Annotated in this window: 26 protein-coding genes; 10 read left to right on the top strand and 16 right to left on the bottom strand. The window is 71.2% G+C overall.

The annotated features are described in order from the left end of the window. Positions 1 to 4 precede the first annotated feature (4 nt). The 9 genes from AB0K67_RS14030 to AB0K67_RS13990 form a co-directional block, all read right to left on the bottom strand. Positions 5 to 1,321: a hypothetical protein gene (locus AB0K67_RS14030; RefSeq protein ID WP_364058422.1), complete on the bottom strand. Its 1,317-nt coding sequence runs from the start codon at positions 1,319 to 1,321 to the stop codon at positions 5 to 7. Further along, entirely contained in the window at positions 1,314 to 2,117 is an 804-nt protein-coding gene (locus tag AB0K67_RS14025; RefSeq protein ID WP_364058419.1) for a polysaccharide deacetylase family protein, read from the bottom strand. Before AB0K67_RS14025 ends, AB0K67_RS14030 begins: the two co-directional genes overlap by 8 nt. After that, positions 2,114 to 3,115 carry a glycosyltransferase family 2 protein gene (locus AB0K67_RS14020; protein ID WP_364058416.1) on the bottom strand — a complete coding sequence of 334 codons (1,002 nt, stop codon included), beginning with the start codon at positions 3,113 to 3,115 and terminating at the stop codon, positions 2,114 to 2,116. The genes AB0K67_RS14025 and AB0K67_RS14020 overlap by 4 nt, the downstream gene beginning before the upstream one ends. Before the next feature lie 9 nt (positions 3,116 to 3,124). Continuing rightward, positions 3,125 to 3,958: a glycosyltransferase family 2 protein gene (locus tag AB0K67_RS14015; protein ID WP_364058413.1), complete on the bottom strand. Its 834-nt coding sequence runs from the start codon at positions 3,956 to 3,958 to the stop codon at positions 3,125 to 3,127. A gap of 150 nt (positions 3,959 to 4,108) precedes the next feature. Next, on the bottom strand, positions 4,109 to 5,239 hold the full coding sequence (locus AB0K67_RS14010; protein WP_364058410.1) for a GNAT family N-acetyltransferase: 1,131 nt from the start codon (positions 5,237 to 5,239) through the stop codon (positions 4,109 to 4,111). Further along, complete coding sequence (locus AB0K67_RS14005) at positions 5,236 to 5,607, bottom strand: hypothetical protein (RefSeq protein WP_364058407.1); 372 nt, start codon at positions 5,605 to 5,607, stop codon at positions 5,236 to 5,238. The genes AB0K67_RS14010 and AB0K67_RS14005 overlap by 4 nt, the downstream gene beginning before the upstream one ends. Positions 5,608 to 5,872: 265 nt before the next feature. Beyond that, positions 5,873 to 7,519, bottom strand: coding sequence for a sigma factor-like helix-turn-helix DNA-binding protein (locus AB0K67_RS14000; protein ID WP_364058404.1), 1,647 nt, complete (start codon positions 7,517 to 7,519; stop codon positions 5,873 to 5,875). Between the two features lie 117 nt (positions 7,520 to 7,636). Continuing rightward, complete coding sequence (locus tag AB0K67_RS13995) at positions 7,637 to 9,319, bottom strand: substrate-binding domain-containing protein (RefSeq protein ID WP_364058401.1); 1,683 nt, start codon at positions 9,317 to 9,319, stop codon at positions 7,637 to 7,639. A gap of 224 nt (positions 9,320 to 9,543) precedes the next feature. Continuing rightward, positions 9,544 to 10,182, bottom strand: a complete 639-nt coding sequence (locus tag AB0K67_RS13990; protein ID WP_364058397.1) for a cation transporter — start codon at positions 10,180 to 10,182, stop codon at positions 9,544 to 9,546. 139 nt (positions 10,183 to 10,321) lie between these two features. Here AB0K67_RS13990 and AB0K67_RS13985 point away from each other — a divergent pair, with 139 nt between their 5' ends. Genes AB0K67_RS13985 through AB0K67_RS13975 form a run of 3 tightly spaced genes read left to right on the top strand, consistent with a single transcriptional unit; the run spans position 10,322 to position 12,202 of the window. Continuing rightward, on the top strand, positions 10,322 to 11,095 hold the full coding sequence (locus AB0K67_RS13985) for a DUF4184 family protein (protein ID WP_364058394.1): 774 nt from the start codon (positions 10,322 to 10,324) through the stop codon (positions 11,093 to 11,095). Next, positions 11,088 to 11,909 (top strand): RNA methyltransferase, encoded by an 822-nt coding sequence (locus tag AB0K67_RS13980; RefSeq protein ID WP_364058391.1) that lies wholly within the window; start codon positions 11,088 to 11,090, stop codon positions 11,907 to 11,909. The genes AB0K67_RS13985 and AB0K67_RS13980 overlap by 8 nt, the downstream gene beginning before the upstream one ends. A 50-nt stretch (positions 11,910 to 11,959) precedes the next feature. Further along, positions 11,960 to 12,202: a DUF4235 domain-containing protein gene (locus AB0K67_RS13975; protein ID WP_364058388.1), complete on the top strand. Its 243-nt coding sequence runs from the start codon at positions 11,960 to 11,962 to the stop codon at positions 12,200 to 12,202. Between the two features lie 12 nt (positions 12,203 to 12,214). Here the strand turns inward: AB0K67_RS13975 and AB0K67_RS13970 are convergent, their stop codons facing one another. After that, positions 12,215 to 12,508: a hypothetical protein gene (locus AB0K67_RS13970; protein ID WP_364058386.1), complete on the bottom strand. Its 294-nt coding sequence runs from the start codon at positions 12,506 to 12,508 to the stop codon at positions 12,215 to 12,217. A 195-nt stretch (positions 12,509 to 12,703) separates the two neighbouring features. On the opposite strand from AB0K67_RS13970, the gene AB0K67_RS13965 reads away from it, so the two are divergent. Next, positions 12,704 to 13,294 carry a hypothetical protein gene (locus AB0K67_RS13965; RefSeq protein ID WP_364058383.1) on the top strand — a complete coding sequence of 197 codons (591 nt, stop codon included), beginning with the start codon at positions 12,704 to 12,706 and terminating at the stop codon, positions 13,292 to 13,294. 178 nt (positions 13,295 to 13,472) lie between these two features. On the opposite strand, the gene AB0K67_RS13960 is transcribed toward AB0K67_RS13965, so the two are convergent. Next, on the bottom strand, positions 13,473 to 14,372 hold the full coding sequence (locus AB0K67_RS13960; protein WP_364058380.1) for a serine hydrolase: 900 nt from the start codon (positions 14,370 to 14,372) through the stop codon (positions 13,473 to 13,475). A 111-nt stretch (positions 14,373 to 14,483) separates the two neighbouring features. On the opposite strand from AB0K67_RS13960, the gene AB0K67_RS13955 reads away from it, so the two are divergent. Continuing rightward, positions 14,484 to 14,708 carry a DUF1508 domain-containing protein gene (locus AB0K67_RS13955; protein ID WP_364058377.1) on the top strand — a complete coding sequence of 75 codons (225 nt, stop codon included), beginning with the start codon at positions 14,484 to 14,486 and terminating at the stop codon, positions 14,706 to 14,708. A gap of 103 nt (positions 14,709 to 14,811) precedes the next feature. On the opposite strand, the gene AB0K67_RS13950 is transcribed toward AB0K67_RS13955, so the two are convergent. Further along, positions 14,812 to 15,360, bottom strand: a complete 549-nt coding sequence (locus AB0K67_RS13950; protein WP_364058374.1) for a VTT domain-containing protein — start codon at positions 15,358 to 15,360, stop codon at positions 14,812 to 14,814. 157 nt (positions 15,361 to 15,517) lie between these two features. Here AB0K67_RS13950 and AB0K67_RS13945 point away from each other — a divergent pair, with 157 nt between their 5' ends. After that, the gene (locus tag AB0K67_RS13945; RefSeq protein WP_364058367.1) at positions 15,518 to 16,096 is read left to right on the top strand and encodes a hypothetical protein; all 579 of its coding nucleotides are present in this window, start codon (positions 15,518 to 15,520) and stop codon (positions 16,094 to 16,096) included. On the opposite strand, the gene AB0K67_RS13940 is transcribed toward AB0K67_RS13945, so the two are convergent. From AB0K67_RS13940 to AB0K67_RS13930, 3 genes are all read right to left on the bottom strand, one after another. Then, positions 16,065 to 19,460 carry a BTAD domain-containing putative transcriptional regulator gene (locus AB0K67_RS13940; RefSeq protein ID WP_364058363.1) on the bottom strand — a complete coding sequence of 1,132 codons (3,396 nt, stop codon included), beginning with the start codon at positions 19,458 to 19,460 and terminating at the stop codon, positions 16,065 to 16,067. The genes AB0K67_RS13945 and AB0K67_RS13940 overlap by 32 nt on opposite strands. Before the next feature lie 81 nt (positions 19,461 to 19,541). Then, a complete protein-coding gene (locus tag AB0K67_RS13935; protein WP_364058360.1) occupies positions 19,542 to 20,600 on the bottom strand; it encodes a lysylphosphatidylglycerol synthase domain-containing protein in 1,059 nt (352 codons plus the stop codon). 49 nt (positions 20,601 to 20,649) lie between these two features. Beyond that, entirely contained in the window at positions 20,650 to 21,468 is an 819-nt protein-coding gene (locus AB0K67_RS13930) for a PIG-L family deacetylase (RefSeq protein ID WP_364058357.1), read from the bottom strand. A gap of 38 nt (positions 21,469 to 21,506) precedes the next feature. Here AB0K67_RS13930 and AB0K67_RS13925 point away from each other — a divergent pair, with 38 nt between their 5' ends. Beyond that, the gene (locus tag AB0K67_RS13925) at positions 21,507 to 22,607 is read left to right on the top strand and encodes a glycosyltransferase (protein ID WP_364058354.1); all 1,101 of its coding nucleotides are present in this window, start codon (positions 21,507 to 21,509) and stop codon (positions 22,605 to 22,607) included. 142 nt (positions 22,608 to 22,749) lie between these two features. Here the strand turns inward: AB0K67_RS13925 and AB0K67_RS13920 are convergent, their stop codons facing one another. Continuing rightward, positions 22,750 to 23,067: a hypothetical protein gene (locus tag AB0K67_RS13920; RefSeq protein ID WP_364058351.1), complete on the bottom strand. Its 318-nt coding sequence runs from the start codon at positions 23,065 to 23,067 to the stop codon at positions 22,750 to 22,752. Between the two features lie 288 nt (positions 23,068 to 23,355). On the opposite strand from AB0K67_RS13920, the gene AB0K67_RS13915 reads away from it, so the two are divergent. The 3 genes from AB0K67_RS13915 (at position 23,356) to AB0K67_RS13905 (ending at position 26,757) form a co-directional block, all read left to right on the top strand. Continuing rightward, complete coding sequence (locus AB0K67_RS13915) at positions 23,356 to 24,447, top strand: NAD(P)/FAD-dependent oxidoreductase (RefSeq protein ID WP_364058348.1); 1,092 nt, start codon at positions 23,356 to 23,358, stop codon at positions 24,445 to 24,447. Between the two features lie 80 nt (positions 24,448 to 24,527). Beyond that, positions 24,528 to 25,622, top strand: a complete 1,095-nt coding sequence (locus AB0K67_RS13910) for an aromatic ring-hydroxylating dioxygenase subunit alpha (RefSeq protein WP_364058345.1) — start codon at positions 24,528 to 24,530, stop codon at positions 25,620 to 25,622. A gap of 223 nt (positions 25,623 to 25,845) precedes the next feature. After that, entirely contained in the window at positions 25,846 to 26,757 is a 912-nt protein-coding gene (locus AB0K67_RS13905) for an anti-sigma factor RsbA family regulatory protein (RefSeq protein WP_364059555.1), read from the top strand. Positions 26,758 to 26,880: the final 123 nt, after the last annotated feature.

Below are 26,880 nucleotides of genomic sequence, written 5' to 3'. Positions count from 1 at the left end.
ACCATCATGCGGCCCCGGACGACCCCTGGGTGACAGGCGACCGACCAGTTTCGTCCACTCTGAGGATTTTGCGAAGATTTCCGAAGATCACAACTGCGACGAGCAGCTCACTGAAGAGCAGACCATACCCGACCGCATTGACCCCGAAGTACGGGAAGAGCGCCATCGTGGAGACGAGCACCAGCACGGCGAGCCCGATCTGCACGGCCGCCAGCGCCCGCGCCTTGCTCTGCGCTCGCAAAGCGCTCAAATAGACCTCGATCAGCACCCTGGGCAGCACCGCCACCGCCATCAGCCGCAGCAGCAGCGTGCCCTCCTCGGCGAACTCCGACCCGAAGATGCGCAGGATCAGCGGCGCTCCGAGCACCGCCACCGCGATGATCGGAACCACGATCATGAACGCCCGCCGCAGCGCCCGGCGGCAGTTCTCGGCCAGCGCGGCCCGGTCGAAGGAGCCCTCGACGGTCAGCGACACCGCCATGTTCATGGCCAGCAATTCGATCATGCTGGCCAGGGTGTGCGCCATCGAGAAGCGGCCGAACGTGGCCTCGCCGACCTGAGTGGCGATCACCACCGGCACCAGGTAGACGATGGCCAGGATCGACAGCGTGCCGGGGAAGTCGCCGGCCAGGAAGCGGCCGACGTCACGCAGCCTGGGCGGCTCCCGCACCGGGTCGGACTCGCGCACGTGCCGGCGTACGACGACGCCGAAGATCAGCCACTGCACCGGGATGAGCGCGAGCGCGGTCGGGATGACCCACGAGACGAAGATGCCGCCGCTGGGCAGCGCCCCGGCCAGCGCCACCAGCAGGCCCATCTTGACCAGGCCGAAGATCAGGTTGTTCAGCGGCACGAACGGCGCGCGGCGCAGCCCGGTCAGCACGACGTCCTGGAGCGTGAAGACCGCCCACACCACCACGGACGCCAGGAAGAACAGGCCGGGCCCGAACCCGGCGAGCACGGAGTACGTCTTGCCCCACAGCGGCAGCGTCAGCAGGAAGCCGAGCGCGGCCACCCCGCCGGTGGCGGCGGCCAGGCCGTACCCGCGCAGGATCAGCTCGGCGGTGCGGCGGCCGGCGATCGGCAGGAAGCGCGCGAGCGCCCCCACGAAACCCAGCGCCGTCAGCGAGGCGAACAGCCGCATCGCCGTGATGACGGCCTGCCCGCGGCCGAACTCCTCCGGCGTGTAGTAATGGGCCGCGAGCAGCCAGTAGCCCATGCCGAGCACGCCCGTGATGACCGTGTTGGCCATCAGCGCGTAGCCCTGGCGGAACAGCGGGTTGCGCAGGTCGGTGACGACTCTCGCCCAGACCCTAGACATTTCCGCGCACCCGCTGCAGCCCGTACCGCGTCCTGCGGACGACCGCGTACCCCTTGGTGAGGATGCGTTCGCGCAGGTAGATGAGAGGTACGGCGGTGCCTTCGACGGCGCGCTTGAACATGTTGATGGTCGTGTGCTTGCCGACCGTCAACCGGGGGATGGCGAGCATGTCGTGACGATCTGCGGCGATCGTGTTGCTCACGGCGCAAGCGGCGAAGTATCCGGCTTTACGCACTTCACGGCGCACGCGGGCGCTGGAGTACCCGTACGGGTAGGCCATGGTGGCGACAGGGGTGCCGATCTTCTCCTCCAGCAGGCCCTTGTTCTTGCGCAGCTCCTGACGCAGGTCCTCCATGCGGAGCTGGTCGAGCTGCGGATGGCTGTGGCTGTGACCGCCGATCTCGATGCCGGTCTGCGCGGCCTCGCGGGCCTGGCCCCAGGACAGCATCCTGTCCAGGGGCCGGCCAGCGGCGTCCTTGCCGGCGTCGGCGACCCAGCCGCTGGTCAGGAAGACCGTGGCCGGGAAGTTGTAGCGTTCGAGCAGCGGCAGCGCGTGGCTGTGGAAGTCGGCGTACCCGTCGTCGAACGTCACCACGATCGGCTTGTCGGGCAACGAGCGGCCGTTGTTCTTGTTCAGCGCGGCCACCAGGTCGCCCAGGGTGAGCGGGGTGAAGCCGCTCTCCTTCAGGTACGCCAGCTGCTCTTCCAGGTCCGACGGCCGCACCGCGTGCGGTCTGGTGTCGGCGTTGGGCGTGTCGGTGACCGAGTGGTACATCAGGATCGGTACGCGGGTCATGACCGTGCCCCCTCCTGCGCCCCCTCCTGTGCCCCCTTCTGCGTCCCTTTCTGCGCCCCCTTCTGGGCCACCTTCAACCGTACGGAGCCGACGACGTAACCCCAGGTCGTCCAGGCCAGCCCGATGACGATGGCGGCGGCCCGGCCGAGCCCGCTCAGGTCGCCCCGCAGGGCGTCACCGACCCCGCGGAGCGCGCCGAGCGGCAGGGTCTTCATGGCGTGGGCCCGCTCGCTCGACAGCCCGTCCTGGGTGCCGACCTCGCGCGTCACCAGCGCCTTGGACAGCCCTTCCGCGTAACACCTGGACCTGAAGTACGAGAACCGCTCGCGCTGCTCGGACACCTTGTGCCCGATCACCGCGCGCGGCTCGTACAGCATGATCGAGCCCGGCTTGCGCTGCGAGAGCCTGATGCAGAACTCGGTCTCCTCGCAGCCCAGCGGGCGGGACTTGCGTCCCTGCACGCTGCGGCCGATGCCGCTGTGGAAGCCGCCCACCTCGGTGACCGCGTCGCGCAGGAAGGCGGCGTTGCCGCCCATGACGTTGCGGATCGGCGCCCTGACCGTGGGCATGCCGCGGTAGGTGCAGCCGACCGTCCAGTCGAACTCGTGCGGGAACCACGAGGGCCGCCGCCCCGACGCCCACAGGGGGTCGGTGCGGCCGCCCACGCCCACGACACCAGGTTCCTGGAAGCCCTCCTCCAAAGCCTCCAGCCACCCGGGGTCGGCTACGGCGTCATCGTCGAGGAACGCGACGATCTCTCCGTTGGCCGTGGCCACTCCGGTGTTCTTGCCGCCGGACAACCCCTTCTCGTGCGTGTTCTCGACCACGATCGCCTGCGGGTACTCGCGCTTGAGCTTGAGATGCAGGTCGGGGTTGTGATCGACCACCAGGATCAGCTCGTGTGCCGGGCGCGTCTGGTTCTCGACCGACTCGACTGCCTGCCTGATGTCCTCCCACCGCTCCTCGGTGTAGACGCAGATGACAACAGACGTGTTCACAGAGATCCTTTACGCGACGCCTCGGTCGGCGGTCGGGGTGGTGGCGGGCTCGGGTCGGGGCGGAGTGGGCTGGCGGCGCCACTCCTTCAGGATGGTCTTGAGCACGCGGAAGCCGTCCCGGATGACGTGCAGGTTGCTCTCGCCGTGAATGCGGTTGCGCTCGTGGCTCGGCACCTCCTGCACCTTCAGCCCCGCCTTGGCGGCACGCACGTTCATCAGGGTCTCCACCTCGAAGCCGTCGCAGTCGAGGTCGAGCACGTCCAGATGACGCGCCCAGAACGCGTTGTAGCCATAGCAGAGGTCGGTGTACTGGGTCCGGTACATGATGTTGACGATCCCCGTGAGGATCTTGTTGCCCAGACGCCGGTTCAGCGTCAGGTCGTCGCTGCCGCCGCCGGCGGCGTAACGCGAGCCCTTGACGAAGTCGGCGCCGGTCACCAGCGCCCCCACGAAGTTGATGATCTCGCGGCCGTCGGTCGAGCCGTCGGCGTCGATCATCACGATGATGTCGCTGGTGCAGGCGGCGAAGCCGGCGGCCAGGGCGTCGCCCTTGCCCTTCCCCTTCTGCGTCACTACCTTGACGTTCGGCCGCAGCCGCTTGGCCACGGCCACCGTGTCGTCGACGGAGTTGCCGTCCACGAGCACGATCTCGTCCACCCACTGCGGGATGGTGGCGAAGACGTGGGGGAGGTTCTCCGCCTCGTTCATCGCCGGTACGACCACGCTGACGGTCGGGGAGATGGCCAGGTGGGGCGTCACCGGCGTGAAGCTGGAAGGCGGCGGCATCGACCGCAGCGGTGCGGAATGGACCTTGCCGTTGTGCTTGGTTATCTCGGGACTCATAGCGAGGGATTCCTTCCGGGACCGGCACCGCCCACCGGCTTGTGAACCGTTCCCGGGTGCTGCGGCAACGGCGAAACCGGCGGACGGTGCTTTCGACGGTCCAGTGGAGTGAGGGTGTTGGTGCTGTGCCGGGTCTTGCTCGGGAGCGGTCTAACGTGCTCCCGTTGGTTCCTGACTTACCGCATTGGGTGACTCCTGATGTTGCATCGAGGTGCGCACCCGACCGAAGCCCTTGAGCACACGGTCGGCCGCTCTATAGAGAGACGGCCGATCCATGACAATTGTTCGGGCCTTGTTGAAAGGAGTTCGGCCCATCCAGTGCACCGCCGCCGTCGCCGACGGCCGCGAGACGCGGCCCTCGGAGACATAGAGGACACCGCTCTTGAGCCAGTCCTTGTACTCCTTGCCGCCCTTGCCCATGTCCACCATGTGCAGCCCCGCCTTCGCGGCGGCCTCGGCCATCCGCATATGGTGCACCATTCCGGGCGAGTAGCGGCCGAACTCGGTGTCGTAAGCGGGGAACCACCCTACGAGCGTGGTGGCCGTACGGAGGCCGAAATGCCCGGCCACCGGCACGTCACCCGCATAGAGCATGGTCAGCACGCCCGCGAAGTCCGCTGAGTTCTCGGCATGCATCATGTCCGTCAGCTCGACGATCCACGGCTGGGCGAACCTGTCCACCCGGCCGGTCCGCCGATACTGGTCGGACTTCCACGCCAGCAGGGTGCGCAGCACCTCGGGGTCGGCCGAAGCCCACTCCAGGCGCAGCTCGCCGTGCTCCCTGCCGAGCTTGCGTTCCTTGTACCTGACGGTCTTGAGGTTCTTGGGGGAATTGGCCTTGACCTGCTCGAGCCAGGCGTCGAAGCCCGAGGTGAAGTCCATCACGGGCGCGGGCCTGACGTCCGACTCGTACGGAGCGAACGTCGGCTGGCCGGCCACGAGGTGGTCGAAGTCGTAGACGCTGAGCTTGCAGGCACGAAGCAGAGCCTTGGCGTCGAGCTTCAGCCCGGGCTCGGAGATCAGGCCGTGGCACGTGGTGAGGAAGCCGCCGAGCGGCTTGCCGATGCCGAAACTGTGCCGCTCGTACGGGAAGAACCCGACGATGCGCCCCCCGTCGGAGATGACCGCCACCCTCACGTAGTCGCGCAAACGGTCCATCGCCACGGCGAATTCGACCGACAGGAACGGGTTGTCCAGACTCGGATCGGCCTTCTGCAGCTCGCGCCATCGCGCCCGCTCGGACTCGCCGAGTTCTCTGGGCCGGACTACCTGGATGTTCACCTTGCCCTGGCCCCCTGTTCGGTCTGCATGCGGTTCCCCCGGTACAACACCCGAAGCACGTACATGAACCCGCCGAGCACAGCGACCGTCGCGACACCGGCCCGGGGCGACCACGCGTCGAAGAGCAGCATGGCCTCGGCGAGCAACACGTTGAGCACCAGGCTCGCGGCTGCTCCCACGGAGAGTGCGGCAAGGGGGTCACGATCGCGCAACAGTCCCACCACTGCCGCCCCTGGAACGACCAGAAGGAACAAGGAGATCAGGAACGGGCGCAGGGGTGTCTCGATATCGAACAGCGCGATGACCGCCCCTGCGATGCAGGCGAGCGCGACCAGCCAGGCCAGCGCTCTGCGGTGCTGCTTGAGCATCTCCTGTCTTTCTCCTGCCTTGCTGGTGAGAACGCCGATCGATCGCAATTCATGGGATCAATCGGCGCCTCAACACGTCAATGCCGACGCTTGGCGACGCGCGCCGGTTTACTGGCAGGCGCAAGAAATTCGTGTGACCTTCAACACACGGTCAAGTGATCGCCGGCCCCGAAGCGGTCCCCAAGCACACCAGAATGCCCTATGTGACCTAGGATCTTCGAGCCAGGGTCCGATATATACCTATTTGTCGTTCGGTTTGGGCGATCTACTGTCTGTTTGCATCGCTTTTACGCAGAGCCTCCGCATCCGTCGCTTCCAGCGCGGAGCCGGACGCGTCCGCCGGCGACGTGGCCACCCCGGACGTGGGCGCCGCTGACGGCTCGTCGTCCTCCGTCGGCAGGCCGGTCGGCGGCTCCGGGATCTCCTCACCCTGCCACGACACCGTGCAGGTGGCGGTGCCCGCGTTCGAGGTGAAGGCGATCCTGCCGGTGCCCGGCTCGAACGGATCCGCGGCCGTCACCCGGACCTTCACGGTGGTGCCCGCCCTGATCGAGCCGCTCTCCGGAGACACCTCCAGGCCCTGCGAGGCGGTCGCCACCCAGGAGACCGCCGCGTTGCGTGCGCGCAGCCCGATCTCGCCCGTGCCGGCGATCGACCGCGGGCAGGTTGCGATCAGCTTGGCGGCCGGCGCGGGCCTGCGACGGGTGGCGGTCGGCCGGGCGGCGGGGCGGCTCCTGGGCCGCGCCGCGGCCGGGCGCGAGGCCGGGGGAGGGGTGGCCGAGCGCGTACGGCCGGCCGACGGGGACGGGCTCGGCTCCTCTTCCGGCTCCGTCCCCCCGGTGTCCTCGGTGTCCTCGGTGTCTTGGGTGTCCTCGGTGAACTGCGGCTCCTCGGCGGGTTCCGCGGGCGGCGGCGTCGTGGCCGGCGCCGGGCGGGAGCGGAGCGTGCCCACCTCGGCGGCGTCCGAGCCGTTGATCACCACCACCGCGCCCGTCGCGGCCAGCAGGCAGGCGCCGGCCAGCATGAGCGGACCCAGGCGGCGCGACCTGTGGCGGCGCGGGCGCTCGTCGTGCGCCACGGGGAACCCGCTGCGGTCGAAGCTGTCGCCGCGGTCGGTGATCAGCTCGCGGGTCTCGTCCAGCTCTGGGCTGACACACGTGTCGATCACCCGGCGGCGCAGCGAGATCCCCGGGTACGCCACCGGCACCATGTCGAGCAGCCGCGCCGCCGAGACCTGCCGGTGCCGCCGCTCGGTGCACACCTCGCACCCGCCGATGTGCCCCGACAGCCGCCGCCGCAGCAGCGGGGTCAGCGGCCCCTCCCACGAGTCCACCATGGCCGACAGGTCGGGGCAGTGCGCCCGTCCCGTCCTGGCCAGCACCACGGCCGCGGCCGCGATCTCCAGATGGTCGCGGGCCCGGCTCAGCCTGGCCGCCGACTGCCGGCCGGTCAGCCCGAGCACCGCGCCGACCTCCGCCGGGGTCAGGCCGTGGCGCAGCGACAGCTCCAGCACCTCGCGCTCGCCCCTGCGCAGCTCGCCCAGCGTCTCGTGGACCAGGTCGGCCAGCTCGGGATCGTCGTGCTCGGCCGGGTCGGGCAGCGGGAGCCCGGCGGGCGGGGTGCCGGGGCGGTGCGCAAGGCGGGCGCGCACCTGGAACCTGGTCAGCGCGTACAGCCAGGCCCGCAGCTTGGCCGGCTCCTTCAGGCGCTCGGCGCAGCCGTGCGCGGTCACCAGCGCGTCGTGCACCGAGTCGGCGGCCAGGTCGCGATCGCCCGACAGCGCGTAGGCGTAGTCGTGCAGCCGCTCGCCGTAGAAGTCGTAGAGCCTGGCGGGAGCCTCGGTGTCCGCGCGCCGCAGCGCCTCGATCAGTTCCTGCTCGTCGGCGCGATCGACGGTCGGCCATCCAGGCACGGACATCCCCTCCCCGCGGGTGGACCGGGCTTCGGAGCCCCACGCGCAAGGAGGACGCGGCCTGGTTCGTACGGGTTCGCCCCCCATACCGAATGGGCATGGAGGGCGGGTTTCCCATCAGTCGTCGCAATTCGGGGTGCAGAGGCGGCGTTCCATGCCCCGCAGGAAGAAGTCGCGGACCTGGAGGATGTCCTCCGCGATGTACGCCTCGCCGCCCGTCGCCTTGGCCAGCGCCTCCATCTGCCGCTTGCCCTTCTTGGCGTCGGGGCCGAAGGCGATCAGCAGGATGCTGATCGGCCGCTTCGGGTTGTAGGTCTGCTTGAGGAACCGCAGCAGCTCGGCGTTCTCGACGCCGCCGTCCGGGTCGTCGTTGCCCGCGCCGTCGGTGAGGATGAGCAGGGTGTTGACCTTGTCCTGCTTGTAGGTCTTGGTGAGCTGCGTGTAGGCCGCCTTGACGGTGTCGTTCAGCCCGGTGTCGCCCGTCTCCTTGGCCTTGAGCTGGGCGAACGTCCTGACCAGCATCTCCTTGCGCAGCGTGCCGTTGACCGACTCGGTGAGCGGGCCGAGCGGGACGACCTCCTTCCAGTCCTTGCCCTTGCCGTCCATGTGCGTGGAGAACGTCCACAGGCCCATCTCGGAGCCCGGCGGGAACAGCGCGAGACCCTCGGTGGCGATCTTGTTGATGGCCTGCATGCGGGTCATGCCGGTGCCGGGCACGGGCAGCGCCATCGTGCCGGAGACGTCGAGCAGCGTGAGCAGGCGGGTGCCGAGGTTCAGCCGGGTCCAGGTCTGCACCACGCGCGCGACGGTGGGGCCGTCCGGCGGGTCGAGCGGGGCCGGCGTGTCCTCGTCGAAGCCGTCGGCCTCGGTCAGCGCCTTGCCCGCCTTGCCGTCCACGCCGCGAAAACCCGCGTCGCGCAGCGTCTTCCCGGACGCCTCGGACGACAGTTCCTGCTTGAAGTCCGCGGCGGCCTTCAGCACCTGCGGGTCCTTGGCGAGGGTCGTCACCGGGTAGTCGAGGCTGAGCGTGCCCTCCTTCGGGTAGAGGGCGACGACCGGCGACTCGGGCTTCTTGTTGTTGTGCGCGAAGATGGCCTGCTCGGAGGTGACGCCCACGGGCACCTTGCTGCCCGGCTTGACGGTCAGGCTGGCGAGCAGCGCCGTCGAGTCGGACACGAGCTGATCCGACAGCTCCTTGAGCGCGCCCACCAGCGCCTTGTCCTGCCCGGCCTCCTTGGCCGTGCCGGCCGCGGCGAGCAGGGCCGCGAGGCCCGCGGAGTTCTTCTGCGGGTCGAGGGCGAGCACCCTGACCTTCTTGCCGGGGCCGTCCACGTTGGCCACGTTGGCCGCGGAGATCACCGAGATCCAGCTCGGCTGGAGCGCGCCGGTCAGCTTGCCGGCCGCGGACTTGGCCGCCGCCAGCACCACGGGCGACGTCGCGATCGACCCCTCCACCTGCGGCAGCGCCTCGCCGCCCGGCGCCTGGCGCATGCTCTCCATGAGCAGGCTGGAGTCGGCCACCCACAGGTCGGCGTTGACCTTGCCGGCCGCGACCTTGTTCGCGGTCCTGGCGGAGTCCTCCTTGGCGACCGTCACCTCGACGCACTTGCCGTCGACCGTGTGCATCGCCTTGTTGTACCGGCCGGCGATCTTGTTGAGCGCGGGCTGGATGTCGGGGGCCGCGACCACGCGCAGCGGCATCCTGCCGCCGGTGCAGTCATGGTCGCGGGTGATGATGACGTACGCCGCGACACCCAGCAGGACGGCCATCGCGACGGCACCGGCCAGCGGTACGAGCACTTTGCCCCGGCTGTTCCTCGGTCGCTTGCGCGGGAGGGGTTCGCCGGCTCTGTAATCGCCGTCGAGATCGTCTGTGCGGTGTCGCCCCACGATGTCCTCTTAGGTGTTCTAGAGACCGTTCGGAGACCCTAGCGGGAGATGCTCCGCAATACTCCGGGAACGATACTCGGTGTGGTCTCTGTGGGAAAACACCACTTTTGGTGCGACGATTACGTACGGTGCGGTCAATGGCAGCAAGCGTGACCGGCCCAGGCGCGTAGCCCCTCGCGTGCGGCGACGGCCGCCAGCAGCACCGCCACGGCGGGATCCACCCACCACAGGCCCAGCGTGTTCAGGTACAGACCGGCCAGCACTCCAGCCGCCATGGCCGCGCACATGAGGTTCTGCGTGCCCTCGCCTGACGTGGCCGCCGACGCCAGCCGCCTGCCCAGCCGCCGCTTGGCCAGCCCCAGCACCGGCATGCCGGCCAGGCTGACCGCCGTCACCACGATGCCCAGCGCGCTCGGCGCGGCACGGTGCCCCGCGTCGAGGTCGTGGGCCACGTGCACGATCAGATAGGGGGCGAGCAGCCAGAAGCTCACCGCCACCGCCCGGCGGGCCGTGCTCTCCGCGTGCGGCGACAGCGTACGCGCGCCTGTGAACCGCCACACCACGATCAGGCTGGCCGCCGCCTCCACCAGGGCCGACAGCCCCCAGCCGATCAGCGCGACCGAGTGCGCGGTGAGGCCTGCGGCCAGGCCGAGCACGCTCTCCACGCCCAGCCACACCAGCGTGATCAGCGAGAGCGTACGAGCGGCGCGCGCCGCCCGCAGCCAATCGGCTGACGCGGCCGGATGCTCATGAATCCGCTGATCAGGCACCATGAACCCCCGAACTCCCGGCTGATCCGGCCGTCGACAGCGATAAGTAGCGTACCCACTACGAAGCGCGACGAAGAATGATCGCGGTAAAACCCGATCAAGCTTCGCCCGCATAATGAAACCCGATCAAGGGGAGGGTCCGGTGCCGTTCACGCCCAGCCACATCGCAGCCGTGCTGCCGCTGATCGGGCCGTCGGCCCGGATCCGCCGCGTGCTCGACCCGTGGGCGCTGGCCTTCGGCGCGATGGCGCCCGACCTGCCGCTGTTCCTGCCGTTCCTGCCCGAATACCGGGTCTGGCACTCCTGGCCGGGGATCGTCACCATCGACCCGCTCGCCGTCCTGGTCCTGCTGCCGCTCTTCCACCTCGTGCTGCGCGACCCGCTGATCGCGCTGTTGCCACCCGCGCTCGCCGGCCGGGCCGCGCTCCTCGCCCCCGAACGCCTGCGCCCGCTCCCCATGGCCGCGGGGGCCGTGTCAGGAGTCGTCACCCACGTCGTATGGGACTCCTTCACCCACTCCCGAGGCGTCATCGAGTGGGGCGCCTGGCTGTCGGTGAACGTCTTCGGGGTGATCCCCCTCTTCCGCCTCCTCCAGTACGTCTCGTCCGCCGCCGGCCTCGCCGCGGTCGTGTGGTGGGCATGGCGGGGGCTGTCCCGGATGCCGGCGGCGCCCGTACCCGAGCGGCTGCGCATGACCTCGCGCGCCCGCGCCGCCGTGCTGACCGCGGCCGGGCTCGGCGTCGTGGCCGGCGCCCTGCTCTGGCCGCTCGTCGACGAGCCCAGCCCCCGCTTCGGCATCGCGAGCCTGATCACCAAGACCGGCGTGGGCACCGTGATCGGCCTCTGCGCGGTCCTCGCATGCCATGCGCTGGTCTGGCAGGTCAGGCGGCGCATGGCAGTATCGGAAGGTGCTTGAGTACGTCACCGACATCGACGACCCCCGGCTGTCCGACTACACCCGGCTGCGCGACGTCGAGCTGCGCAAGAGCCTGGAGGCCGAGCGCGGCCTGTTCCTCGCCGAGGGGGAGAAGGTCATCAGGCGGGCCATCGGCGCCGGGTACCCCATCCGGTCGGTCCTGACCACCCGCCGCTGGCTGACCCCGCTCGAAGACGTGCTCGGCGACGCCCTCGTCTACGTCGTCAGCGACGAGATCATGTCCGGCATCGCGGGCTTCCAGGTCCACAGGGGCGCGCTCGCCTCCATGGAACGCCTGCCCCTGCCCTCCATGGACACCCTGCTCAAGGGCCCGGCCCGCCGCCTGCTCGTCCTCGAGGACCTGGTCGACCACTCCAACGTAGGCGCGATCTTCCGCTCCGCCGCCGCGCTCGGCGTGGGCGGTGTCCTGCTCTCGCCCCGCTGCGCCGACCCGCTCTACCGGCGCGCGGTCAAGGTCTCGATGGGCGCGGTCTTCTCCATCCCGTACGCCCGCATGGACGACTGGTTCGACGGCCTGGCCCGGCTCCGCGAGGCCGGCTACCGCACCCTCGCCCTGACCCCCGACCAGAGCGCCACCCCCATCGACCGCGTCCGCCTCACCGACCGCGTGGCCCTGCTGCTCGGCTCGGAGGGCGACGGCCTGTCCTCGCACTGGCTGGAGGAGGCCGACGAGGCGGTCTGCATCCCGATGAGCCCCGACGCCATGGCCGCCGGCGTCGACTCGCTCAACGTCGTGGCCGCCGCCGCCATCGCCTGCCACGGGCTCATGCGGGCTGACCAGCGGGACGTTTAAGAACCTGGCCTCGGGCACGGGCATGCACCACGTGAACGTAAGGAGCAGGAATGCAGCCCGTCGAGAAAGCCGCATCGCTGGGGGTGAGCCTGCTGAGCGGCGTGCTGGCCGCCGCGCTCTTCAGGCGGGCCTGGACGCTGGTCTCGGGCCAGGACGAGGCGCCCGACGCCGAGGACCTGGAGCGAGGGCTCGCGGAGGTGCTGGTCGCGGCCGCCGTGCAGGGGGCCGTCTTCAGCGTGGTCAGGGCCGCCGTGCAGCGGGCGGGCGCGAAGGCCGCTCAGCGGCGGCACTGAGCGGGGCCCGCATCATCGGCCGTCGCCGGTGAGCCAGTCGGGGTAGCCGTCGAAGTGGTGGGCGATCGGCACGCGGTCGATGGGCCGGTCTCCGCCGGTGCGGCGCACGTGGCGCTCGAGCGCGGGCATCTGCTGCTCGGTCGTGACGAGGGTGAGCTGCCAGGCCGTCGCGTCGGCGGCGGACGGGTGCGAGACCTCGGCGATGTCGATCGACGTGGCGAGCCCGGAGAGCAGGATGCCGTGCGCCAGCTCGGCCGCCGCCTCGTGGCCCTCGATCAGAGTGCGGACCTCGACGAATTCCGCCATCAGGATGTCCTTTGGGAGGGGTGTGGGGCTCACCCTACTCGGGAACGGACGGCGGGCCGAATCCATCGGAAAACGTACAGGTGTGTCGTGTCGGGCCGCCGGGACGCCGGACGGGGGCGGACGGCACGGACGATGCGGCACACTGTCATGGTCCGATCACCGAACGTGCGCACGCGCGCACCTGCCGGAGGGTCCATGAACGGGGCTTGGATCATCACGCTCACCGCCGCGACGGGGCTGCTGGTCCCGCCCCACCCGCTTGCCGCAGACGGTCCGCAGAGGGCCGTTCCTGAGCGGCTCGCCGCGGCGCCGAAGAGGTCGGGCAAGGATGCGCTGACCTGTGCCGTGTCCACGCCGTCCGAGCGTCCGCTGACGTTCACGCCCCGGGTCGGCCTGACGACGCGGCGCATCTCCGCGCGCGGCTACCTGGAGTTCACCGGGTGCACCTCGCCCGACCGCTCGGCCCGCTTCCTGCGGTCGGGCTGGGTGAACGTCAAAGCCACCGCCCAGGCGTCCTGCGCCACCGCCCGCCGGGTGCGCGGCACCGCGGTGATCACCTGGTTCGGCGCCACGGGACGGCCCGCGGGAACCTCGAAGCTGGGCATCAAGGCCGACCGCCTGGTGGCCAGGCACCCGGCGGACACCCTGCTCACCGGCACCGTCCGCACGGGGTGGCTGGCCGGGAAGCGGGTCAGTGGGGGCATCGCGCCGCCCACGGCCATCCTCGGCTGCGCCGCGAGCGGCCTGCACGCCTACCCCGGCCACGGCACCATCACCTTCGGCTGACCGGCTCACACGGCCGGCGGGCCTGCGCGGCCTGGCAGGCCGGCTCCGCCGGTCGGCTGAGCGCCGTCCCCGGCACGCGCGGCCGAAGGGGTGGTCGGCTGAGCGCCGTCTGCCGCACGTGCGGCCGAAGAGGTGGTCGGCTGGGCGGCGCCTGCTGCCCGCGCAGCCGGATGGGCGGTCAGCGGAGCACTGCCCGGCCGCCTGCGTAGCCGAGGGATCGGTCGTTCATGGCCGCCTGCTCGCCCGCGTAGTCGAGCAGCTTCTCCGCGGTGCTGAACCGGCGCTCGTTCTGGTCGCCGAGCAGCACGCCCACGATCTGCACGCCGTTGCGCTCACCCGCGAAGAGCAGGCAGTAGCCGGCCGCGTTCGTGAACCCGGTCTTGACGCCCAGCACGCCGTCGGCCCGCGACAGCAGCTTGTTGGTGTTGCGCCAGGTGTGCGCCTGATGCACGCGGGTCTTGGACACCTTGTGCACCTTGCTGCCGACCACCTGCGTGAAGACGCTGCTCCGCAGCGCGTACTGCGCCAGCTTGGCCTGGTCGGCGGCCGTGGAGTAGCCGCCGTTCGACGGCGTGGGCATGCCGTCGGCGTTGGTGTAGCGGGTGTTCTTGAGTCCGAGCTGGCGGGCGGTGCGGTTCATCTTGGCGACGAAGGCAGCCTTGCCGGGCCCGTAGTGGCGGGCCAGGGCGTTCGCGGCGTCGGCGCCGGAGGGCAGCAGGAGCGCGTACAGCAGGTCCCTGACCGTGAAGCGCTCGCCCTTGCGCAGGCCCGCGGTGGCGGCGCCGCCCTTGGCGGCGTACTTGACGTCGGCGGCGCTGATCGTGACCACGTCGCTGAGGTCGGCCTCGCGCAGCACCACGTACGCCGTCATGATCTTCACGAGGCTGGCGACCGGCACCCGCTTCGTCTCTCGCTTGCCGAGGTGGACCGTTCCTGCGGAGTCGACGACGTACGCCTCTTTCGCCTTGACGGCGGGAGCGTTCGCGGCCTGCGCCGGCGTGCTGAATCCGACGACCGGCGTAGCGAACCCGACAACCAGCGCGACCGCCGCAGAGCTAATCAAACCCCCAATACGCATGCCAATCATGGTGACAGGAGATCAAGGGTTCGTTTGCCTAACTGGGCCATGCGTCGCGCTCAGATGGGGGTAAATCCTTCATAGATCCGATATGGCGGGGGGCGGTTGGCCATGGCGGGAAAGTTCGTCATCAGCGGTGATGAGCAGGGCGGATACCGGTTCGCACTCGTCGCCGGCAACGGGCAGACGCTGGCGGTGGGGGAGGGTTACCCCACCAAAGTGGCATGCGTGAACGGTATCGAAACCGTGCGCAGGAACGCGCCCGGGGCGGTGATCGAGGATCACAGCACGCCCGCCCCGGTCGTCGTCCAGACCGAGCCGGCCGGCCAGGGCTGAGCCCAGGAGGCAGGCGAATATGCGCGGGCCGGGGCTGCGGGGGTCGCCCGGGGCCATGGAGTGGGGGCGGGCCGCGCGGCTGAGGCAGAGCAGACGGGACCGGTTACGAGTCCTGGGGCACCAGGGGCTGGTCTGCGGCGGCGCGGCGCTTGCGGCGGCGGCGTACCGTGAACCAGGCCACCGCCGCCACGGCCAGCACGGCCGCGACGGCGGCCGTGATCGGCGAGCGCGCGGCCAGCTCCAGCCAGCCCCACACGAGCGCGGTGAGCCCGAACCACCACAGGGGCGCCCAGGTCAGGCAGCCGAGCGCGCTGGCCACGACGTACCAGGGGTAGGAGACGCGCAGCGCACCGGCCACCCAGGGCAGCGTGTGGCGCAGCATCGGCACCCAGAAGCAGCCGTAGACGGCGAGCGCGCCCCAGCGCTCGACCACGCTCTCGATCCTGGTGATGCGATCACGGCCGATCTTGACGCCGACGCGCGACTCGTACAGCCTCTCGCCGAGCTTGCGGCCGACCCAGTAGTACACCTGGAACGCGCCGAACAGGGCCACGATGAGGATGACCCCGACCAGCCAGTACGGCAGGTTGAACCAGGACGAGTCGGTGGGGGCGGGGACGGCCATCGTCGCGTGCCACATGAACGGGCCCACCACCCCTCCCAGAGCCTTAGGACAGCCTTACCTTAATCCAGGCTATCCCCCGCTGCCAGACCGGGGTGCAAGCCACCCGCAAAGGGTGCAACTCACCGACAACCGGTGCTCAAGCACCCCGTCTCACTCTAGAGGCGAGCGAGAAGGGGTGGTGACGATGCCGGTGAAAAGCGCGAACGTTCTGATCAGCGGAGCCTCGAACGCCGCGAAGCTCTTCGCGGCGGCCCTCGTCGTCACCGGCGCGTACGTCGCCTTCTCCGCCTGCGGCACCGCCGAGACCCCGTCCACCGCCAAGCCGGCCAAGACCGCGATGACCGCGACCGTGCTCCCGGCCGCGAGCACGCCCTCGGCCGCGAGCACGCTTCCCGCCGCGGACCCGGCCGTGAGCCAGGCGGGCGGGCAGCTCAACGGGCGGACCGCGGCGATCCCCGGCGTGCTCACCGTGAGCCCCGTGCGGGCCGGCGGCCCCGGCTGCGCCCGCTCGTACGTGGCCCGCACGTTCCTGGCCAACCCCGACCCCGACGGCACCGTCATCTACCGCTGGAAGCTGACCCGCTGGAGCCCGGCCACCGAAACCTGGCGCACGTACCTGTCGCACTACGACGGGTTCGCCGCCGCCGGCCGGGCCGTCGAGTGGCGCGCGGAGCTGTCCGGCAGCCCGGGGTGGTACCGGGTGGAGCTGACGGCCGAGGGCGGCGAGACCGTCAAGAGCCGCCGTTTCCGAGTGAGCTGCTGACCGCTTGCCTGGCCGCCTCGACCCAGCGCTGCACGCCGATCCGCTCGGCGACCTCCAGCGCCTTCTCGTAGTGCTGCCGGGCCGCGTCGGGCTGGCCCAGGCGGATGGCCAGGTCGCCGAGGGTCAGCGCCACCGGCCACAGCGCCACCACGCCGGTGCCGGCGCCGGCCACCCGGTCGGCGAACGGCTTGAGCTTGTCGTAGCAGTCGACCATGCGCTCGCGGTCGTCGAGCAGCATGCCGGCCAGCGCCCGCCAGGTCATGGCCAGCTCGTAGAGGAAGTCGGGCCGCACCGGCGGCCGGGTCGCGGCCACCGCCCTGGCGTCGTCGAGGTGCCCGGCGGAGGCCAGCGCCAGCGCGTACGCGTCGAGCGTCCACTTGGCGCCGCGCTGGTGCGCCTCGGCCAGCGGCGCGACCATCTCGGCCGCCCGCCCGGCGACCAGGTGCAGGCAGAACGTGGTGATCAGCGGCAGGTCCTGGCGGCCCTCCAGCATGCCGGCCCGCGCGGTCATCCTGGCCGCCTCGCGGTAGGCGCGCTCGGCGCCCTCGTAGTCGCCGGAGATCATCAGCCGCTGCCCGGAGTACCAGACCACGACCGCGGCGGGCGCGGACAGGTCGTACTGCTTGGCGAGCTGGTCGGCCGCCGCCGCGTGCTCGTCGGCCACCGCGAACTCACCCCTGGCCGCCGCGCACTCCAGCAGCACCAGGTGGGCGAGGGCCTGCGTGGCCATCTGCCCCGAGCGCTGGGCCACTTCGAGCAGCTCGCGCCCGATGCTCTCGCGCGAGTCGACGGCGGGGATGTCGTACGACTGCCGCAGCCGCCCGCTCAGCGCCGCCGCGATCAGCGCCGGGTCGCCGCTCTGCCGGGCCAGCTCCAGCGCCTCCAGCGAGGCCTGCCTGCCCCGCTCGGGCGAGGAGGAGCCCTCCAGCTCCAGGGCCAGCGTGGTCAGCAGGCTCGCGCGCAGCCGCTGCTCGCCCTCCGGCAGCTCCATGAGCGCCTTCTCGGTGACGTCGACGATCTCCCACGCCGTACGGGTGAAGTCGCGCGCCATGCCCTTGTGCGGCACGGCCAGCGACGCCGCCACCTTCGCGGTGATCTCAAGGTCGCCGAGCGGCAGCGCGGCGTCCATGGCCTGGCGGCGCAGCAGCCGCGCGGCGTGCATGTCGCCGCAGAGCGCGAGCGCCCTGATCTGCCGCAGCATCAGCTGCAGCCGCTCCTTGGCGCGCTCGCGCGCCTGGTCGCCCTGCTCGTCGGCACGGGAACGGTCGAACGCGGCGATCGCCTGCTCCCACAGCGTGGCCGCCTCGCGGTGGGCGAAGCGCCGCTCGGCCTGCTCGGCCGCGAGGCCCGAGTAGTGGACCGCCTTGTCGGCCGCGTCGGCGAGGAAGTAGTGGTGGGCGAGCGCCGCCACGTCGGACGGCGTGTGCCGCTCGATCGCCGCCGCGACCGCCGCGTGCAGGCGGGTGCGGCGCAGCCGGGAGGCGTCGGAGTAGATCGTGTCGCGTACGAGGTCGTGGTCGAAGCGCAGCAGCCCGGGGCCGGGCTCGGTCACCAGGCCGGCCAGCAGCGCCGCCTCGACGGCCTCGATGACCGCGTCCTCGTCGCCGGCCACCGCGATGAGCACGTCGAGGTCGACGTCGCGGCCGATCACGGCGGCCTGCAGCAGGATCTGCTGCGCGCCCGCGGGCAGCCGGGAGATGCGCCGCCGCAGCACGTCGCGCACGCCGGACGGCACCTGCGAGAGCACCTCGGTGGCGCTGGCGCGGTCGGCCGCGCCCTCGGCGTCGAGCAGGCGCACGGTCTCGCGGACGAAGAACGGGTTGCCGCCGGTGCGCTCGACGATCGACTCGACGGCGTCCTCGTCGATCTCGCGTACGCAGGTGGCCTTGACCAGCTCGGCGACCGCCGCCGGGTCGAGCCCCGACAGCCCCACGCGCACCGGGCCGAGCCTGGCCAGGGCGGCGAGCACGTCGGACTGCCGGTCGTCCAGCTCGCCCTCCCTGCAGGTCACGACCAGCAGCACCCTGCTGGTGGCGAGCAGGCTGGGCAGTGCGCGCAGCAGCGCGAGCGTCTGGTCGTCGGCCCAGTGGAGGTCTTCGACGGTCAGCAGCACGGGGCCACGCCGGGCCACGCCGGCGAGGTAGCCGCCCACCGCGCGGTGCAGCCGGAACCCGCCCGACGCCTCGTCCTCGTCGGGGTCGGGCGCGGTGTCGTCCAGCAGCGGCGCGAGGAGCTGCGCGTACTCGCCCGCGCCGAACCGCTCGATGAGCGTGCGCAGGATCTCCACCCACGCCCAGCCGGGCGGGGTGGCGCTGGAGTCGGGACAGGCGCCGGACGCGGTGGTCCAGCCGTCGGTGGCGAGCCTGCTTTCGAGCTGGCGCAGCAGCGTCGTCTTACCGGCACCGGCCACGCCGGTCACGATCGCGACCTGGAACCTGCCGGTGCGCTGGGCGGCCGTGGTGAGCCTGGACAGCTCGGCGTCGCGGCCGACGAACGGCTCGGGCTCCAGCGGCGGCGGCTCGACGTGGGCGGCGGGCCGCGGCGGCCAGGTGTCGGTGACCGGCGGTGCGGGCCTGGCGGCGCGCGCGGGCAGCGCGAGGTCCAGCTCGGGCGACTGGGCCAGGATGTCGGACTCCAGCTTGCGCAGCGCGGGGCCGGGGTCGATGCCCAGCTCGTCGGCCAGGATGTTGCGGGCGCGCCGCAGCGCGGCCAGCGCGTCGCCCTGCCGGCCGCAGCGGTAGAGACCGAGCGCCAGCAGCCGCCAGCCCTCCTCGCGCAGCGGATGCTCGGTGGTCAGCGCCTCCAGGTCTGGAACGGTCTCGGCGTGCAGGCCGAGCCGCAGCCCCGTGTCGGCGTGCCGCTCGCGCGAGACCAGGCGCAGCTCGGTCAGGCGGTTGACCTCGGCCTCGGCCCACGCCTGGTCGGCGAAGTCGGAGTAGGGGGTGCCGCGCCACATGCCGAGGGCCTTCTCCAGGCGGCTGCGCGCGGCCTGCGGGTCGCCCTCTTCGAGGTGCTCGCCCGCGGCGCGGACGAGCTGCTCGAACCTGAGCGCGTCGACCTGGTCGGGGGCGACGCGCAGGGCATAGCCGGACGCGACCGTCACCAGCAGCCGGTTGGGCCCCCCGCGGGGACGGCCCGGCTCCAGCACCCTGCGCAGGCGTGAGATGTAGACCTGCAGGCCCGACTGCGCGCCCTTGGCCGCGTCGTCGTCCCACAAGTCGTAGAGAAGGGTGTCAACGGGCACGACCTGACCGCGGGCCACGAGCAGGCGGGCCAGGACGGCCCGCTGTCGCAACCCGCCGAGGTCGAGTTCGTCGTCTTGCGCGTACGCCTCGACTGGCCCCAGAACTCGGAACGCCACCATGTCAGCCGCCACGCTATGCGGGCCTGCGAATCACGCACAAGGGCCGTGGTCGAATAGCACTCGTTGGGATTGGGATTGTCACTAGGTGGCCTTCGAGATCGCGGACGGGGGCTCTGCGTCGGCGTTCCGGCCGCCCCGCCTGCGCAGCAGTGCCCAGGCGCCGAGTGCCAGACCGCCGAACGGGATCTCGATAGTGTAAGTCCAGAAGCCGAAAAGCAGTGCGGTGGCGATGGCCGGAGTGCCCGCCACACCGAAGGCGATGAGCAGCGCGGCCACCCCGCTCTCCATGATCCCCGCGCCGCTCGGCGTGATGAGGGCGCTGGTCAGCACCCGCGACAGCGCGAAGACGGCGATCGACTCGGCGAGGCCGGGCCAGGCACCGGTGGCCGACATGCAGGCCGCCATGATGGCCCACTGGAAGCCGAGGAAGAAGATCATGCCGAGCGAGAGGCCCGGCCACCGGGTGCGTACGACGCCGGCGGTGTCGGCGCGCAGCCGGTGGAACGCCTCGGAGGCGTGCACCTTCTTCAGCCGCAGCAGCCGGGTGATGCCGTCCAGCGCCCTGCCGAGCACCTGCGCGGCGCGGTCCCAGTAGAGCGCGGCGGCCACGACGAGGCAGAGCGCGATGATGGAGATCGCGCCCGTCCAGCCCGCGTTGGCGACGGTGGGGTTGGGCGCCTTGCCCGCAGCCAGCAGCGCGATGATGCCGACGGCGGGCAGAATGAACCTGAACAACGTGTTCCAGATGCCGCTGACCAGCGTCATCACCACGAACGCGCGGCTGGTGAAGCCCCAGCCCTTGGTCATGGCGAACGACAGCGCCACGCCCACGGCCCCGCCGAACGGCAGCAGGTTGCTCACCGCGCTGCCCGCCGCGTTGAGCGTCAGGCCCTGGAGGTTGTTGAGCCCGGGCAGCGAGTTGGTCAGCACGAACGTGTAGGAGAGCAGGCTCAGCAGCCACAGCGCCGTCATCAGCGCGATCTCGCCGCCGCCGAGCGCGGCGAACTGCGCGCCGATCTCGCTCCACGAGACCGGCTTGCCGGTCAGCGTCCGCACGATCTGCGGCAGGTAGACCACGAGCAGCACGGCCAGGCCGAGCGAGAGCACGGAAAGGCTGATCTGGAGCCACTTGTTCTTCATCGGGGTCCAGTCTGCCGGTAGGCCGGGCCCCGCGCGTCCCCCATGAGTATCAGGTGGGCCACCCGTCGAAAGGATGACGCAGTCGAGTGCCGGGCGGCAGGTCGCGGCGGACGTACCACTCGGTGCCGAAGACGTAGCGGTAGAGCAGGCGGGGGACCTTGAGCATGACGGCGAGCGTGCGGTCGGTGTCGCCGCCGGTGGCCTGCGAGGCGTGCGCGGCCATGGAGGCGCGTTTCTGTTTGGCGTACCTGCGGACGTTGACCCGGTGGGTGATGACCTCGCCCGGTGAGTACGCGCTCTCGAACGTGCGTATGTCGAACTCGGGAGGGAACCGGTAGAACTTCCCCGCCAGCCGCAGCAGCCGCAGCAGCGGGTCGCGGTTGACCGTCGCCTCCAGGACGATCTTCGTGCCCGCGATCTTCGCCGCCCGCCTGCCCACCCGGTGGACCTGGACGTGGTCGGGGTGGCCGTAGCCGCCCGCCGGGTCGTAGATGGTGAGCAGGTCGGCGCGCTCCTCCTGGAGGATGGCGGCCAGCGCCTTGGCGGCCTCTTCCGTGTCGGCGTCGATGAACGCGTTGTCGGGCCGTTCGTCGGCGACGCCGCCCTGCGGGCTCAGGCCGGAGTCGCCGTAGCCGAGGCACTCGACGCGGGCGCAGCCCAGCAGCGCGGCCGACTCGTACAGCTCCCTGAGCCTGGTCTCGCCCAGCGCCTCACCCGGCTCCATGTCGGCCAGGCCGCGCTCGCCCGCGGTGGCCACCACGAGCACCACGCGGTGTCCCTCGGCCGCGAGCTTCGCCATGGTGCCCGCCGTCAGCAGGGCCTCGTCGTCAGGGTGGGCATGGAAGAACACAGCGGTACGTGGAGGCACAGGCCCAGATTAGTCTGGGAGGGGTGCGGATCTTTCACGTGAGTGACTGTTACCTGCCGCGACTCGGGGGGATCGAGGTTCAGGTCGCCGATCTCGTGCGCGTGCAGCGGGAGGCCGGGCACGAGGTGTCGGTGGCCACGGCGACCAGGGGGGAGCCGCTGCCCGGCGTCCACAGGATCGTCGCTCCCATGCCGTTCGACCTGCCCGTCCACCCGTTCGGAGTGGGTCATCTCACGCGCCGCATCACCTCGGCGCGTCCCGACGTGGTCCACGTCCACGCGGGGGCGGTCTCGCCGTTCGCGTGGATGGGCGTGCGCGCCGCGCACCGCGCCGGCGTTCCGTGCGTGGTGACCGTCCACAGCATGTGGGATCCGCTGACGCGGGCGCTCTACCGCCTGCTGCGGCTGGCGTACGGGTGGCAGCGGTGGCGGCTGGTGGCCACCACCGTCAGCAACGCCGCCGCCGCCCCGATCCGCGCCGTGGCGGGGCCGCTGGTGCCGGTCCGCGTCGTCTCCAACGGCCTCGACCTGTCCGGCTGGGCGCCGCCCCCGGGGACGCCCGACCCCCGGACAGGTGTGCATCTGGTCGCGGTCGGCCGCCTGGCCCCGCGCAAGCAGCCCGTACGCCTGCTGAAACTGCTGCTGGCCGCCCGCGCGCAGGTGCCGGCCCACATCCCCATGCGGGCCACGATCGTCGGCGACGGGCCGGCCAGGAGCCAGATGGAGCGCTTCCTGGCCCGCCACGGCATGACCGGCTGGGTCTCGCTGCCGGGCCGCTACACCCGGGAGCAGATCGCCAAGGTGCTGGAGTCGGCCGACGTGTTCGTCGCGCCGGCGCCGCGCGAGTCGTTCGGCATCGCCGCGCTCGAAGCGCGCGCGGCCGGGCTCCCCGTGGTCGCGCGGGCGCAGAGCGGGGTGGCCGACTTCGTCGAGGACGGCGTCGAGGGCCTGCTCGGCCGCTCGCTCGGCGATCTGGCCAGGGCGGTCGCCCGGCTGTGCCGGGACCCCGAGCTGCGGGCCGCCATCGCCGCGCACAATCGCGCGACGCCCCCTGCGGCCGGCTCGTGGGACGCCGTGCTCGACGGCTTCGACCGCGCGTACGAGCAGGCCATCGCCGCCCGCCGCGCCCGCCCCGCGTAGACCCTTCGCGATGCCGGCTCCCGGCAGGGCCGGCGTGGCGCTCGCCCCCTGCCGCGCCACACCGGCCCTCCCAGGCCGGGCCGGCCACGGCCGCCGTCTCACCCGTCCCCCACAGGTGGTCACGGCGACCGCGCGTTCCCCTTTAAGAGCAGGCAGACGTGATCTTGCTCTGGAACCCGTTCAGCTTGGTCATGAAGCCCGAGGCGGAGGTCACGTTACCGCTCTCGAACGAGGCGAAGCCGTCGGCCAGGTCGGTCAGAGCGGCGGCGATCTCGCCGTCGTACTTGCCGGCGAGTTCCCTGGCCTTATCGGCCGCCGACTTGGAAGCGGCGGCGACCGCCTCCTGGTCCGTGGCGTTGGAGCTGATCACGTTGCTCCACTCGGTGGCGATCTGCTGGGCCTCGCTGGCCACGGCGTTGCAGTCGACGGCCTGGCCGAGGACGCCACAAGCGGTGGTCATCGCGGCAAGAGTGAGCGTCGCGGCCACAGTGGCGATGCGACGAGGGGGAGTCATGTATGTGCCTTCCGTTGGTCCAACTTACGAAAAGCACGATATGGGCGATCACTTAACTGTCACTTGCACCCCACTAACACCACGCGTATCAGGCGAGCGTAAAGGCATGGTGCCCGCCCCGTACGATCTCGTCTCGACGGGGTAGCGGCAACAACGACACAGCCCCCGAACCCCCGAGAGTGAGGTGCCGGTGTCGACCGTGAGACAGCGCCAGCGCGGCAGCGGGGGGTCGGGATGAAGGTGATCGTCATCGGGGCCGGCGTCGCCGGGCTCGCCACCGCACGCGGCCTGCTGCGCGCGGGCCACGACGTCGAGGTGTACGAGGAGTCGCCCGAGGCCCGCACGGACGGCGGGTCCGTCACCCTCTGGCCCGGCAGCACGGCCATCCTGGAGGAGCTGAAGGCCGACTGGACGGGTGTCGGCCGCCGCCTGGAGACGCTGGAGTCGTGGGCCGCCGACGGCCGGCGCCTGCTCACCCTCGACCTGACCGTGCCCGAGCGCCGCTTCGGTCACCCGGTCGTCCACGTCGCCCGCGGCGAGCTGGTGGAGCTGCTGTCCGACGGCGTGCCGGTGACGTACGGCGCGCGCGCCGAGCACGTGGTGCCCGAGCGGGCCGAGGTGCGCCTGTCGGACGGCCGGACCGTACGCGGTGACGTGCTGGTGGGCGCCGACGGCCGCCGTTCCGTGGTGCGCGCGGCGCTGTGGGGAGCCGACAGGGCCACGCTGAGCCCGTGGGTCACCTGGCAGGGGTTCACCACCGCGCCGACCCCGCTGACCGAGTCGCGCAGGGCGGTGATGATCGCCGCGCGAAACGGGCTGTGCGGACTGATCCCGGCGGGCAGGGGCCGCCTGCTGTGGTGGTTCGACGTCAGGTCGGCGCCGGGGCGGCCGTTCTGGGCCGATGACCCAGATGTGGTCGGGCGGCTGCGGGAGCGGTTCGGCGGCTGGGCCGAGCCGGTGCCGGCCGTGCTGGCGACGATCGAGGACGCCGGCTTCTTCCCGCATTACCGCCAGCCGATCCCCAGCGTGTGGGGGAGGGGGCCGGCCACGCTGGCCGGCGACGCGGCCCATACCATGCCGCCCACCATGGCGCAGGGGGCCAATCAGGCGCTCGAGGACGCCTGGCTGCTCACCCGGTCGATCGGGGACCTGCGGGCGTACGAGCGGGCCAGGTCGAAGGTGGTGCGCAGGCCCGCCAGGCTGGCCGCCACCGAGGCCACCGACATGCAGCGGCCGATCGCCGGACTGCTGCCCGACGGGCTCATGACGCGCGTCTACACCGCGTTGCTGCGCCGCTACAGCAGCTACCTCTTGACAGCCCTCTGAGCCCGCCTGACTATGTCGCATATAGAGCAACTCGGTGCGTAATACGCAACAAGGGGTGCCGGTTGACCACCACGTCGAGTTTGATCCCCACGCTTCCAGGAAGCGCCTACACCGACCCCGAGGCGTTCGCCGAGGAGCAGGAGAAGATCTTCGAGAGCCTCTGGTTCTGCGCGGTCAGATCCGCCGATCTGGCCAAGCCGGGCGCGTTCAGGACCGTCCAGGTCGGCCGCGAGAGCGTCATCGTGGTACGCGGCCGCGACGACCGCCTGCGCGCCTTCCTCAACGTCTGCCGGCACCGCGGCGCGCGCTTATGCCTTGAGGACGCCGGCGAGGTCAAAAGGACGATCAGGTGCGCCTACCACGCCTGGTCCTACGACCTGGACGGCCGGCTCGCCGCCGCGCCCAACCTGGTCAAGATGCCGGACATCGACCGGGTCGCGTACGGCATGATCCCCGTCCACCTGCGCGAATGGCTCGGATACGCCTGGGTCTGCCTGGCCGCCGAGCCGCCCTCCTTCGAGGACACCGTCACCCACGCCGCCACGGAACGCCTCGGAGACCCCGCCGCCATCGAGCACTACCACGTCGAGGACCTCGCGCTCGGCCGCCGCATCGTCTACGACGTCAAGGCCAACTGGAAGCTCCTCGTCGAGAACTTCATGGAGTGCTACCACTGCGCCACCATCCACCCGGAGCTGACCGCCGTCCTCCCGGAGTTCGCCGGCGGCTACGCGGCGCAGTACTACGTCGGCCACGGCGCCGAGTTCGCCGAGCGGGTCGAGGGGTTCACCGTGGACGGCAGCCCCGGCTTCGGCAAGCTGCCCGATGTGACGCCCGAGCAGGACCGCCGCTACTACGCGATCACCGTCAAGCCGCAGGTGTTCATCAACCTGGTGCCCGACCACGTGATCCTGCACCGCATGTTCCCGCTGGCCGTGGACCGGACGGTGGTCGAGTGCGACTGGCTCTACCACCCCGAGGTGATCGAGTCCGGCGCCGACGTCTCACTGTCGGTCGAGCTGTTCCACCGGGTCAACGAGCAGGACTTCGAGGCGTGCGAGCGCACCCAGCCCGGCATGTCGTCACGGGCCTACCGCGACGGCGGGGTGCTCGTGCCGAGCGAGCACCACATCTCGCTCTTCCATCAGTGGGTGAACCGGCGCTTGCGCGGATAGCTCACGGTGAGCCCGCCGTACATGCGCGCATGCGCGAATCCGGCATGTCCCGAGCATGAATTCGCTTCAGAAGGGGAGTTTCCGGCCGGAAGGGGTGCGGAGATCGAGGGGCAAGGGACGGTTCGCCGGACGGGGGCGCTGAACGATCTGAACTCTCTTCACACCCATGAGGTACCCAACGAAGTGCGGTGATGACACCAACCTTCGGTAGCCTGATGGCTTGATGCCGGCAGACCCGTTCCACCATCCCGCACTCCTGTATCGAAGTGACCGGGAATACGCGGCTGCCACCACGGCCTTCGTGACCGAGGGCCTGGCCGCCGGCGACCCCGTCGCGGTGGCCGTGCCCGGCGCGCGTCTCGCGCTGATCCGGGACGCGCTCGGCTCCGCCGCCCGCGACGTGCTCATGCTCGACATGACCGAGGCGGGCCGCAATCCCGGCCGCATCATCCCCGCCGTGCTGCACGGCTTCGCCGACGCGCATCCCGGCCGCCACGTGCGGATCATCGGCGAGCCGGTCTGGCCGGGCCGCACGCCCGCCGAATATCCGGCCTGCGCGCAGCACGAGGCGCTGATCAACCTGGCGTTCGCGGGGCGGCCGGCGACGATCATGTGCCCGTACGACGTGGAAGCGCTCGGCGACGAGGTCGCGCGCACCCACCCCGTGCTGCGCGACGCCTCCGGGGAGCGAGCCAGCGCCGGCTACGCGCCCGAGCAGGTCGTCGAGGGCCACAACCGGCCGCTCGACGAGCCCGAGAGCTGCGTCTCGCTGCGCTTCGACCGCGGCAACCTGTCCGCCGCGCGGGCCCTGGCCGCCGACGAGGCCGCGGCGCGGGGGATCGCGGGCGACCGGCTCGACGACATCCGGCTCACCGTGGCCGAGCTCGGCGCCAACAGCCTCGACCACGGCGGCGGCTCCGGGCTGCTGCGCGTCTGGCAGGCGGACGGCCGGCTGGTGTGCGAGGTCAGCGACAGCGGCCACATCACCGACCCGCTGGCGGGCCGCCGCCCGGTCGATCCGCGCCAGGCGGGCTCGCGCGGCCTGCTGATCGTCAACCTGCTGAGCGACCTCGTCCGCATCCACACCCGCCCAGGCGCCACCACCGTCCGCGCCTACTTCGACCTCACCACCTGAGCCCCCGACAGGGGTCGGGGACGCCCCCGGCACCCTGAGGGGGATGACCCTACCCAGGGTCGGGAAACCGCAGGTCAGAGCCCACATCCAGGGTCGTGTCAGCCCAAGGTATTAAGGGATCCT

The sequence above is a fragment of the Nonomuraea sp. NPDC052634 genome (assembly GCF_040678535.1).
Lineage (GTDB): Bacteria > Actinomycetota > Actinomycetes > Streptosporangiales > Streptosporangiaceae > Nonomuraea > Nonomuraea fastidiosa.
The sequence above is the reverse complement of the archived record's forward strand: the minus strand, read 5'-3'. Positions and strand labels throughout refer to the sequence as shown.

Excerpts from the sequence above, each read along its gene's own strand:
- AB0K67_RS14030 (WP_364058422.1), bottom strand. The coding sequence starts at position 1,321 with ATGTCTAGGGTCTGGGCGAGAGTCGTCACCGACCTGCGCAACCCGCTG.
- AB0K67_RS14025 (WP_364058419.1), bottom strand. The coding sequence starts at position 2,117 with ATGACCCGCGTACCGATCCTGATGTACCACTCGGTCACCGACACGCCC.
- AB0K67_RS14015 (WP_364058413.1), bottom strand. The coding sequence starts at position 3,958 with ATGAGTCCCGAGATAACCAAGCACAACGGCAAGGTCCATTCCGCACCG.
- AB0K67_RS14005 (WP_364058407.1), bottom strand. The coding sequence starts at position 5,607 with ATGCTCAAGCAGCACCGCAGAGCGCTGGCCTGGCTGGTCGCGCTCGCC.
- AB0K67_RS13990 (WP_364058397.1), bottom strand. The coding sequence starts at position 10,182 with ATGGTGCCTGATCAGCGGATTCATGAGCATCCGGCCGCGTCAGCCGAT.
- AB0K67_RS13975 (WP_364058388.1), top strand. The coding sequence starts at position 11,960 with ATGCAGCCCGTCGAGAAAGCCGCATCGCTGGGGGTGAGCCTGCTGAGC.
- AB0K67_RS13970 (WP_364058386.1), bottom strand. The coding sequence starts at position 12,508 with ATGGCGGAATTCGTCGAGGTCCGCACTCTGATCGAGGGCCACGAGGCG.
- AB0K67_RS13965 (WP_364058383.1), top strand. The coding sequence starts at position 12,704 with ATGAACGGGGCTTGGATCATCACGCTCACCGCCGCGACGGGGCTGCTG.
- AB0K67_RS13960 (WP_364058380.1), bottom strand. The coding sequence starts at position 14,372 with ATGCGTATTGGGGGTTTGATTAGCTCTGCGGCGGTCGCGCTGGTTGTC.
- AB0K67_RS13955 (WP_364058377.1), top strand. The coding sequence starts at position 14,484 with ATGGCGGGAAAGTTCGTCATCAGCGGTGATGAGCAGGGCGGATACCGG.
- AB0K67_RS13945 (WP_364058367.1), top strand. The coding sequence starts at position 15,518 with ATGCCGGTGAAAAGCGCGAACGTTCTGATCAGCGGAGCCTCGAACGCC.
- AB0K67_RS13940 (WP_364058363.1), bottom strand. The coding sequence starts at position 19,460 with ATGGTGGCGTTCCGAGTTCTGGGGCCAGTCGAGGCGTACGCGCAAGAC.
- AB0K67_RS13935 (WP_364058360.1), bottom strand. The coding sequence starts at position 20,600 with ATGAAGAACAAGTGGCTCCAGATCAGCCTTTCCGTGCTCTCGCTCGGC.
- AB0K67_RS13920 (WP_364058351.1), bottom strand. The coding sequence starts at position 23,067 with ATGACCACCGCTTGTGGCGTCCTCGGCCAGGCCGTCGACTGCAACGCC.
- AB0K67_RS13915 (WP_364058348.1), top strand. The coding sequence starts at position 23,356 with ATGAAGGTGATCGTCATCGGGGCCGGCGTCGCCGGGCTCGCCACCGCA.
- AB0K67_RS13905 (WP_364059555.1), top strand. The coding sequence starts at position 25,846 with ATGCCGGCAGACCCGTTCCACCATCCCGCACTCCTGTATCGAAGTGAC.